The sequence below is a fragment of the Gordonia sp. (in: high G+C Gram-positive bacteria) genome (genome assembly GCF_052106715.1).
Taxonomy (GTDB): domain Bacteria; phylum Actinomycetota; class Actinomycetes; order Mycobacteriales; family Mycobacteriaceae; genus Gordonia.
Map to the genome: position 1 here is coordinate 42140 of NZ_JBQEDL010000031.1, position 7146 is coordinate 49285.

Sequence of the window (7146 nt, forward strand, 5' to 3'; positions counted from 1 at the left end):
GGTGGACGTGTATCTGGCGCTGATCCTCCGCCCCTGTCCTTAACCCCCCGCGGGGGCGCCGGGCTCGTCTACGAGCCCGGCGCACGCGGCGTTCCACCCGAAGGACTCCACCCGTGAACCGTCACGCCGTCACCCGATTCCTCCCGCTCCTCCGTGGCCATCGGCGACCGCTGATCGTCGCCGCCGTGCTGTTCGTCGCCGCAGCAGCGTGCGATGCAGCGGGCGTCTTCGTTCTGGCCGACGTCGTGGACACCGCGCTCGGCGTTTCGTCACTCACCGCACTGATTCCGCTTGCGGCAGTGTGGATCTCGGTCACCGCGGCGTCGTCTGCTGCCGACTACGTCGGCCAGGTGATGGCGGCGCGCGAATCGGAGAAGATCGTATTGACGCTGCGTGATCGAGCCTTCGCGCACGTGCAGCGACTCTCGCCGGCCGCCCACCGTCGACGCGGCATCGGCGACTTGGTGGTCCGTCACTCCAGCGATCTGGAAGCGGTCGAACACGCGATATCGTCCGGGCTGCTCGCGGCGGTGGTCGCCGCCGTCAACGCGATCGCGCTGGTCGGCGCGGCGTGGTGGATGAGTCCGACCCTCACTCTCGTGGCACTCTGCTCGGTGCCGCCGATCTGGGCGCTGTCGGCCTGGTACGGCCGACGACAGAGTATGCACACCTGGCGCGAGCGGGATGCCGAGAGTGCGCTCGCCGACACCCTGCAATCGGCGTTCACCGGGCACGAGGTGACGGTCGCCTACAACCGCGAGGCCGTCGAACAGGCTGCACTGCACCGCCGCGGACTGGACGCGATGGCGGCGCGCGTCAGTCTTGCCCGAGTCGAGGCGGGGTTCGGCGCAGTCCTCGGCTTCGCGCAGATCCTGGTGGCGCTCGCCGTGGCAGTCGTCGGCGTCTCACAGGTACGCCGCGGGACCCTCACTGTCGGCCAACTCATGGCGTTGACCGGGTATCTGGCAATGCTCTATCCGAAGCTTCAGGAGATCGCGGACGTCCGCTTGTCGCTGGCCGCCACCGGCGTGAGCGCAGCCCGAATCGGTGAACTCCTCGACGAGCCGCCGCACTCGCCCGACGTCGACGACGCTCTCGATCTGCGTGCGACGCGCGGGGTCGTCGAGTTCCAGAACGTGGCGCGCCGCCGCGGCGACCGAGTCGTCCTCGACGGCGTCGACCTCACTCTGTCCCCCGGGTCCATCACCGCCCTCGTCGGCCGCAGCGGCGCAGGGAAGTCGACGATGGCCTGCCTCGTGGCGCGCATGGATGCGCCGTCGGCCGGCACGATCTTGATCGACGGCGTCGATGTCGGCTCAGTCACCGCCCGTTCGGTCCGCGACGCCGTCACTCTGCTCCCACAGAGCCCGATGATCAAACCCGGGTCGGTCGCCGACAATATCGCCTACGGTGTTCCCGACGCCACGCGCGCGGACATCGTCGCTGCGGCGGCCGCGGCGGGCGCCGACGAGTTCGTCACCGCGCTCCAGGACGGATACGACACGATGTTGGCCGCCGAGGGGCTGGAGTTGTCGGGCGGTCAGCGGCAGCGTCTGTGCATGGCGCGCGCACTGCTGCGCGACACTCCGATTCTCATCCTCGACGAGCCGACCGCCGCCCTCGACGACGACACCGTGGCCGATCTCGTCGGACCGCTGCGCGCATTGGCTACCGGACGCACCACGCTGCTCATCACGCACGACGCCCGGATCCTCCCGCTCGCCGACGAGGTCTGCGAGTTGCGGCACGGACGGCTACGCGCCGGCCGCCCGGGGAACCTCGAGGACACCGATCGCGTCGTGCATGATCGTTCCGAGGTAGAGGACGCCGTCGCGTTCGGCGACGCCGGTGACGAACGAGAACTCGGGGTCGTCGACGTGGACGTCGTGCACGATCTCGCCGTCGAATCCTATGCCGAGGACCCACACTGTCTCTTCGGGCGCAGGCCCCACACGCTGCGGCGCCCTCGCCAAGACCTTACGAGCCCGCGACGGCAGCTTGAACAGCGATTCGAGGACAGGGTTGCGCGGCGAGGCCAACGCGACCCACACGAGCGCGTCGGAGCCGATCGACATGTTATCCGGGTATCCGGGCAGGTCGTCGACGAACAGGTCGGTGGTGCCCGCGGCATCGCCGGTCAACCAGTATCGAGTGATCCGGGCGGCGCCGGTCTCGGCTACCAGTAGATACGACTCGTCGGGTGCCAGCACGACACCGTTCGCGAACTGCAGACCGCCGAGGAGCACGTCGACCCGACCGTCGACGGTTCGAGCCAGAAGCCGACCCGTGCCCGAGTGCTCGATGAGGTCCGCGCGCCACTTGTCGATGGTGAATCGCTGCGTCGACGAGGTGAAGTACACGGTGCCGTCGGACGCCGTCGTCGCGTTCGACGCGAAGTGCAGCGGTCGACCGTCGACGGTGTCGGCCAGAACCGTCGCCCGACGTTCCCCGGCTTCCAGGAGCAGGAGCCCGCGGTCGTGGTCGCAGATGACGACCGACCCGTCTGCCCGCACGTCGAGGCCCAACAGATGCCCCGCGGTGTCGGCGAGCAGTTCGACGTCGCCGCTATCCGGATCGACAGCGAGTAGCCGACCGTCGGCGAGGCCGGTGCCGATCCGTCCGTCCGGCAGTACGACGACGTCTTCGGGCGCTGATCCGGGGAGCGAGATTCGACGCAAGCTGGTCACGGCACCTTCTTAGCAGGGTTCGGGCAGTTGCGCTGTCGGTCGCCTCACCGCACATCAATTGATATGAACATCGTTGCATAACACTTTGTTGCACTGCTAGCGTGACGATATGGCTTTGGAACATGCCATCCTCGTGTCGCTGTCCGAGCGCCCGGGAACCGGCTACGAGATCGGGCAGCAGTTCGTGCGGTCCATCGGGTACTTCTGGTCGGCGACCCACCAGCAGATCTATCGAACCCTCAAGAAGCTGCACGACGACGGTCTGGTGAGCTTTCAGTCGGTCAGCCAGGACGGTCGCCCGGACAAGAAGGTCTACACGATCTCCGACGCGGGCCGTGACGTTCTGTCCGAGTGGGTCATCACCCCGACCCCGCTGCCGCCTTTGCGCAGCGAACTGGGCGTCAAACTTCGCGCCGCCGAGTTCGGCGATCTGTCGCAGGTCGTCAAACAACTCGAGGAGCATCGGGCCGAAGCCGCTGCCTCCCTTGAGCTCTACCGCGGGTTCGAGCGCGACTACTACCCCGAGCCCGACGCACTGCACGGCCGCAAGCTGCACCAGTACCTGGTGCTTCGCGGCGGCGTGCGCGTCACGCAAGGAACAGTCGAATGGTGCGACGAGGTCCTCGCCGGCCTACGTCGCGAACTCGACGCACAGATCTGACTGTCGCCCGACCCCCGAGCGGACAGCCCCGAGAGAGAAAGGTCCAGCCATGTCAGCCCCGACGGCCGAACCCAATACCCATTACCCACGTCTGTTCGAGCCGCTTCGAGTCGGCGGCACGACACTGAAGAACCGCCTCGTCATGGGGTCCATGCACACGGGTCTGGAAGACCGCCTGTGGGACACGCCCAAGCTGGCCGCCTACTACGCGGAGCGAGCACGCGGCGGAGTCGGCCTGATCATCACCGGCGGATTCGCGACGTCTCGGACCGGTCTGCTGCTGCCGTTCGCGGGCAAGATGACCAACCAGGCCGACGTGATCCGCCACCGCGAGTTCACCAAGGCCGTCCACAACGAGGGCGGCAAGATCGCCCTGCAGCTCATCCACGCGGGCCGTTACGGGTACACGCCGTTCAAGGTCGCCGCCGGCAGCGCACCGTCACCGATCCATCCGTTCAAACACGTGCAGATGACCGAGGCGATTATCTGGCACGTGATCCGCTCGTTCGGGCAGAGCGCCAAGCTCGCTCGCCGCGCGGGGTACGACGCGATCGAGATCATGGGCGGCGAAGGCTATCTGATCAACCAGTTCCTGTGCCCGCACACCAACGATCGCACCGACAACTGGGGCGGGTCCACCGAGAACCGTCAGCGATTCCTCCTCGAGATCATCAAGGCGATCCGCGAGGAGGTCCCACGCGACTTCCCGGTGATCCTGCGTCAGTCGGTCGCCGACTTCGTGAAAGACGGCCAGACGTTCGACGAGATCGCCCTACTGGCCAAGCGCGCCGAGGAACTCGGCGTCGACGCGATCAATACCGACATCGGCTGGCACGAGGCGCAGGTCCCGACGATCGTGACATCCGTTCCGCGCGGCGCGTTCGTCAAGTTCACCGAGCGTCTGCGCGAGGTCGTGTCGATCCCGCTGATCGCGTCGAACCGCATCAACACCCCCGATTTCGCCGAGGAGATCCTCGCGGGCGGCAAGGTGGACGCCATCTCGATGGCACGTCCGCTGTTGTCCGACCCGGACTTCGCGAGCAAGGCCGAATCCGGCCGCGCCGACGAGATCAACACCTGCATCGGCTGCAACCAGGCCTGCTTGGACCACGCGTTCGTCGGCAAGAAGGTGTCGTGCCTGCTCAATCCGCGCGCGGGTCGCGAGACGACGTTGACGCTCGGCCAGACGCGTAGCGCCAAGCGCGTCGCGGTGATCGGCGCTGGCCCGGCCGGACTCTCGGCGGCCGTGGCTGCAGCCCAGAAGGGACACCGCGTCGACTTGTTCGAGAGCGGCGAGCACATCGGCGGCCAGTTCTCCATCGCCGCCCGCATCCCGGGCAAGGAGGAGTTCAACGAGACGATCCGTTACTACACCCGACAGCTCGAGGTGAACAACGTGAACGTCCGACTGGGCACCAAAGCGTCCGCGGAGGACATCATCGACGGCCGATTCGATCAGGTCGTGGTCGCCACCGGCGTCGTCCCTCGGGTCCCGACGATCGACGGCATCGATCATCCGATGGTCATGTCGTACGCGGAAGCCGTCCTCGGCCACCGCGAGATCGGCAAGCGCGTCGCGGTGATCGGGGCGGGCGGAATCGGCTTCGACGTCACCGAGTTCCTGACGACCGACGAGTCGCCCACCCTCAATTTGAAGGAGTGGGAGCAGGAGTGGGGTGTCACCGAGGATCTCGACACCCCCGGTTTCATCACCAAGGTCCGACCGATGCCCGCGATTCGCCAGGTGTACATGGTGCAGCGCAAGCCGGGCGGCCAAGGCAAGACACTCGGCAAGACCTCGGGTTGGGTGCACCGTGCGACCGTCAAGATGAAGGGCGTCGAACAGATCTCAGGTGCGACCTACGACCGGATCGACGACGGCGGCCTGCACATCACCGTGCACGACAAACAGGGCAACGTCACCGGCACCCGGGTCCTCGAAGTGGACAACGTCGTCGTCTGTGCGGGTCAGGAGTCGGTCCGCGAACTCGTCGACCCGCTGACCGAGGCGGGCATCATCACCCACGTGATCGGCGGCGCCGACGTCGCCTCCGAACTCGACGCCAAGCGCGCTATCCGCCAGGGAACGGAGGTCGCCGCGGGCATCGAGTGATCGGTCGTACCGGCCTAGCCTCCGGATACGATGAGCCCATGCCTGTCGTCCCTCGCAACGCTGCCCGCGCTGTCATCACCGGAGCATCGTCCGGGATCGGGATGGCGCTCGCACGCGAACTCGCGCGTCGTGGCCACTCGGTCATCCTGGTGGCTCGACGCCGCGAGGTCCTCGATGCCCTCGCCACGGAGATCCGTAGTCGTTTCGATGTCGACGCGGAAGTCCGCGCCGTGGACCTCTCGGACCTCGAGGCCGTCGCAGCCCTGTGTGAGGAGCTGCGCGGCCGAGAGATTTCGCTGCTGTGCAACAACGCAGGCATCGCCACGTTCGGTCCGGTCGCTGGGTCCGACCTCGACTATGAGCGCGCCCAGGTCCGGCTGAACGCGAACGCCGTCCACGACCTGACGCTCGCGGTACTCCCCCAGATGGTCGAGCGTGGAGTCGGCGGCATCTTGATGGTCGGGTCGGCTGCGGGCAACATGGCGATCCCGAACAACGCGACCTACGCCGCGACCAAAGCGTTCGTGAACACTTTCAGCGAGTCATTGCGCGGCGAACTCAAGGGCACTGGTGTCCATGTCACTCTGTTGGCTCCCGGGCCAGTTCGAACCGCAACGCCGTCACCGGACGAACAGTCGATCGTCGACAAATTGGTACCCGACTTCCTGTGGCACTCATCAGACAAAGTCGCTCAAATGAGCCTGGACGCGTTGTCGCGCAACAAGATGCGCGTTGTACCCGGAACACTGTCGAAGGCCATGTCGGTAGCGGGTGGCTATTCACCGCGCGCGGTCGTTGCACCGATCGTCGGACGTTTCTACAGCAAGCTCGGCGAGGGCGACTGACACCGACGACCCGCATCGGGCATAGAGTCGATCGCGTGCAGGACAAACTCGTGTGGATCGACTGTGAAATGACCGGCCTCGACGTGGGCTCCGACAAACTGATCGAGATCGCTGCGCTCGTCACCGACAGCAACTTGAACATTCTGGGCGACGGTGTCGACGTGGTGATCCACGCCGATGACGACGCCCTGGCCAACATGCCCGAAGTAGTCGTGAAGATGCACGCCGACTCCGGACTCACCGACGAGGTCCGAGCGTCGACGGTGACGCTCGCCGAAGCGGAGAAGATGGTCTTGGACTATCTGCGTCAACACATCACCGGCGGCGCCGCCGTTCCCCTGGCGGGCAACTCGATCGCGACCGATCGCGGCTTCATCGCGCGCGACATGAAGGAGCTCGACTCGTTCCTCCATTACCGGATGGTCGATGTCAGCTCGATCAAGGAGTTGACTCGCCGGTGGTTCCCGGCGGTCTACTTCGGCCAACCGCCGAAGGGTCTCGCCCACCGCGCCCTCGCGGACATCCGCGAATCGATCCAGGAGTTGCGTTACTACCGCGCCGCGGCATTCGTCCCCGCGCCCGGGCCCGACGCCAAGGCGCTCGAGAAGATCGTCGCCGACCTGCCGCCGATGTGACTTCCTGACTGCCACCGGTGTTCACGCCGAATGTCTCGGCGGAACACGCAGGTCAGAAACCGATTGGAATTTAGCGCGTACAACCGGATAGAGTATGAGCCTGGCTCGGGCAACGGCGTGTGAACGCTGAAATCCGGTGCCGATGGTGGCTGTAGTTCAGTTGGTAGAGCACCAGGTTGTGATCCTGGGTGTCGCGGGTTCGAGT

The 7146-nt window shown here is 66.2% G+C and carries 5 protein-coding genes and 1 pseudogene; 5 read left to right on the forward strand and 1 reads right to left on the reverse strand.

All coding sequences use genetic code 11. The features are described 5' to 3' along the window. The first annotated feature begins 113 nt into the window (after window positions 1-113). On the forward strand, window positions 114-2186 hold the full coding sequence (locus ACTIMF_RS14900) for an ABC transporter ATP-binding protein (protein ID WP_442351077.1): 2073 nt from the start codon (window positions 114-116) through the stop codon (window positions 2184-2186). Here ACTIMF_RS14900 and ACTIMF_RS14905 read toward each other — a convergent pair. Then, window positions 2094-2687: pseudogene (locus tag ACTIMF_RS14905) on the reverse strand (SMP-30/gluconolactonase/LRE family protein); the annotation flags it as partial. The gene ACTIMF_RS14900 and the pseudogene ACTIMF_RS14905 overlap by 93 nt on opposite strands. 109 nt (window positions 2688-2796) lie before the next feature. On the opposite strand from ACTIMF_RS14905, the gene ACTIMF_RS14910 reads away from it, so the two are divergent. The 4 genes from ACTIMF_RS14910 to orn are packed head-to-tail and all read left to right on the forward strand — an operon-like array spanning window position 2797 to window position 6941. Then, the gene (locus tag ACTIMF_RS14910; protein WP_442351078.1) at window positions 2797-3348 is read left to right on the forward strand and encodes a PadR family transcriptional regulator; all 552 of its coding nucleotides are present in this window, start codon (window positions 2797-2799) and stop codon (window positions 3346-3348) included. Window positions 3349-3397: 49 nt separating this feature from the next. After that, on the forward strand, window positions 3398-5461 hold the full coding sequence (locus ACTIMF_RS14915; RefSeq protein ID WP_442351079.1) for an oxidoreductase: 2064 nt from the start codon (window positions 3398-3400) through the stop codon (window positions 5459-5461). A 38-nt stretch (window positions 5462-5499) separates the two neighbouring features. Further along, the gene (gene cmrA, locus ACTIMF_RS14920; RefSeq protein WP_442351080.1) at window positions 5500-6306 is read left to right on the forward strand and encodes a mycolate reductase; all 807 of its coding nucleotides are present in this window, start codon (window positions 5500-5502) and stop codon (window positions 6304-6306) included. Window positions 6307-6341: 35 nt separating this feature from the next. Further along, window positions 6342-6941: an oligoribonuclease gene (orn, locus tag ACTIMF_RS14925; protein WP_442351081.1), complete on the forward strand. Its 600-nt coding sequence runs from the start codon at window positions 6342-6344 to the stop codon at window positions 6939-6941. The last annotated feature ends 205 nt before the right edge of the window (window positions 6942-7146 follow it).

Excerpts from the sequence above, each read along its gene's own strand:
- ACTIMF_RS14910 (WP_442351078.1), top strand. The coding sequence starts at position 2,797 with ATGGCTTTGGAACATGCCATCCTCGTGTCGCTGTCCGAGCGCCCGGGA.
- ACTIMF_RS14915 (WP_442351079.1), top strand. The coding sequence starts at position 3,398 with ATGTCAGCCCCGACGGCCGAACCCAATACCCATTACCCACGTCTGTTC.
- cmrA (WP_442351080.1), top strand. The coding sequence starts at position 5,500 with ATGCCTGTCGTCCCTCGCAACGCTGCCCGCGCTGTCATCACCGGAGCA.